The sequence below is a fragment of the Arthrobacter sp. I3 genome, assembly GCF_000520575.1.
Taxonomy (GTDB): Bacteria; Actinomycetota; Actinomycetes; order Actinomycetales; family Micrococcaceae; genus Arthrobacter; species Arthrobacter humicola_A.
Window position 1 is genome coordinate 32,855 of sequence record NZ_KI914962.1, and the last position, 2,504, is coordinate 35,358.

The window sequence follows — 2,504 nt, forward strand, 5'->3', positions numbered from 1 at the left end:
CGAGCCGCAGGCCGGGGCGGGGAGGCTCAATTGGGCGAAGCCGGAAAGTTCAGGTATTCTAGTATCTGCTTTTGATTCAGAAGCAACTGGAGAATTCGCCTAGCGGCCTATGGCGCACGCCTGGAACGCGTGTTGGGTTAACGCCCTCGGGGGTTCAAATCCCCCATTCTCCGCGGTTGGCCCCGGTCCTCGGACCGGGGCCTTTTTGCGTCTCCGTGCTATTCGCGTCCCCGGCATTTCTATCCCTCGTGAGGTTCTGGCCAAGGTTTCGTCCCCCGGCAACACCTGCACCGATTCATCCGCCAAGTCGGCTTGGAGGCTGGGCCGCCCCGTGCCCCAACCGCCCGTGCCGGGGCCGCCCCGTGCCGCCGCATGCCCGCCACAAACCAGCAAAACCACCGCAGCCGCCCGCCGGCCCAGACTCAGGCCCGGTAGCCCAGCCGGCGCAGCCTGGCGCGGGCAGCTTGCTCGCTCGGGCCCATCCGGCCGAGGGCCACATGCACCACGCCGAGCGTGACCCGGGTGGCCAGGGTTACCGGCAGCGGTATCGGGCCCAGCCGCTCGGTCCGCAGGCCCAGAAGCTCCCGGTACTTGGGCTCGAGGCTTGCCACGGCGGCCGCGAACAGCACCCGGTAGCCAGGCCTGAGCGCGGGGTGCAGGGGCGGGTCGCGAATGAACGCCACCGTTTCGGTGACCCGTTCGTCACAGCGGAGCTCGCCGTCGTCGTACCAGCGGTCCAACTGCTGCCGCATTTCCGCTTCGCTCAGCGGCGGTGCCTCGACGCCCATCAGCCGGCCGGCCTGGGCCCACTCACGGACGTAGGCATCAGGTCCGCCAGGAATCGGCCGCCCCCACAGTTTGTGGGCAGAGAGGAAAGCGTCTGTGAAGGCAATGTGAACCCACCGGAGCAGCTCGGGATCATTGGCCGCGTAACTGCGCCTGATGCCGTGGCCGTCCACAAATTCTCCCCGCACCGTCCGGTGCAGCCGAAGAACCCAGTCCGACGCCGCCTTCGCCGTATCCGTGGAGCCATACGTCACGGTGAAGATCCAGCGGATCGTGCCAGCCAGCCGGCCCAGCGGGTCTTCGCGGAAACGGGAGTGATCGTGGACTCCGGCCAACGCGCCGGGATGGAGCGCCTGCATCAGCAGTGCCCGGATTCCCGCCACGATGGTTGGCATGTCCCCGTGCACGGCCCAGACGGCCGAGCCGGGCAAGTGGTAACCGGCGTCGTCCCCCTCGGCCAGGCCCGGCACCCACTCGGGCACCGAATCGCGCGTCCCCGTGAACGTCTGTTTGAGTTCCGCCTGCCATTCCCTGAGGACATTTCGCATCCTTCATTCTTACCCGTCCCGGCGGCGTGCGGCACCTGCAATTGTGCGCAGAACTACTGGGCCGCGGCCGGCAAGCTACTGGGGACATCCGCGGATCTCCGATTGGTCCCGCAAAAGGAGCGCGCTGACGGTTCACAGACCCGGCCGTCTGTGGTCACATAGGGAGGTAAGTCCGTGAAGATTGGGGTCTGGCGGACATATAGCGGGAGTCATTTCGTGGGAAAACACTGGGGAAACTCATCGAGTGAGCAGTCAGCGAGGGCACGGACCATTGCCGTGCGCTGCGTGTCCGGAGGCCTGTGCCTGTCCCTGGCCGTGCTGGCATTCGGCGGCTTTCAGGGACTGAGCGCCTTTGCGACCTACGGCGCGCCCACCGCCGTCCCGACGGCAGCCATGCCTCCCTCCGGCGACGTGGGACCGGAAGCCCTGGACCCGCTGGCCCACTCAGCCGCGACCGCGCCCGCGGGGACTCCCGGCACCGGCGCTGTCACCGCCGATGCCCAGGCGCTCGTGGCCTTCAGCCGGAGCACGGTGGACACGGCCACCCGGGCAGGGGTGCGTGGCGAGCTCAATGTAGCCTCGGCGGCCCTGCACCGGCCCGCGCCGGGTTTCCTCATGGCCCCGCTGGAATCACTGGTGCCCTCGTCCCCGTTCGGGCTGCGCACCAGCCCCCTGACGGGATTCGCGGGCGAATTCCACTGGGGCCAGGACTTCGCGGCCCCCTGCGGCACCCGGGTCTACTCCGCCGACGCCGGTGTGGTGCGGGCCGTCGGGTGGCACCCGTGGGGCGGCGGAAACCGGGTGGAAATCGACCACGGCAACGGTCTCATCACCACGTACAACCATCTGGAGGCGATCGCGGTCAAGAAGGGCGACTCCGTGCGGGTGGGGGAAATTATTGCCCGGGTAGGTACCACCGGATCCTCCACCGGCTGCCACCTTCACTTCGAAACCATCCTCAACGGCTCCCACACTGATCCGCGCGATTGGACATTTCTCCCCATCAAGCAGGTGGATCAACTCGGCCCGATCGACATGACCAGTTACGCACCCGACGCCGGTAAGGCAACCAATGCGGGGATTGGCTGGGCGATTCCCGTCCGGGAAGACCTGACCCATGTGGTGGCCGGCGGCGTTCAGGAGCAGCCTGCCGCGGTGGCCGCCAAGCCG

At 67.8% G+C, this 2,504-nt stretch carries 2 protein-coding genes and 1 tRNA gene; 2 read left to right on the top strand and 1 reads right to left on the bottom strand.

The genetic code is table 11. The features are described 5' to 3' along the window. Positions 1 to 88: 88 nt before the first annotated feature. Positions 89 to 173: transfer RNA gene (locus tag Y706_RS0120195), tRNA-Ser, on the top strand. A 249-nt stretch (positions 174 to 422) separates the two neighbouring features. Here the strand turns inward: Y706_RS0120195 and Y706_RS0120200 are convergent. Then, positions 423 to 1,334 carry an oxygenase MpaB family protein gene (locus tag Y706_RS0120200; RefSeq protein WP_028278010.1) on the bottom strand — a complete coding sequence of 304 codons (912 nt, stop codon included), beginning with the start codon at positions 1,332 to 1,334 and terminating at the stop codon, positions 423 to 425. A 285-nt stretch (positions 1,335 to 1,619) separates the two neighbouring features. Between Y706_RS0120200 and Y706_RS28440 the strand changes: the two genes are divergently transcribed. Continuing rightward, a partial coding sequence (locus Y706_RS28440; RefSeq protein ID WP_253906854.1) for a M23 family metallopeptidase occupies positions 1,620 to 2,504 on the top strand: 885 nt, incomplete at its 3' end.

Coding starts and splice junctions, on each gene's coding strand:
- Y706_RS0120200 (WP_028278010.1), bottom strand. CDS start 1,334: ATGCGAAATGTCCTCAGGGAATGGCAGGCGGAACTCAAACAGACGTTC.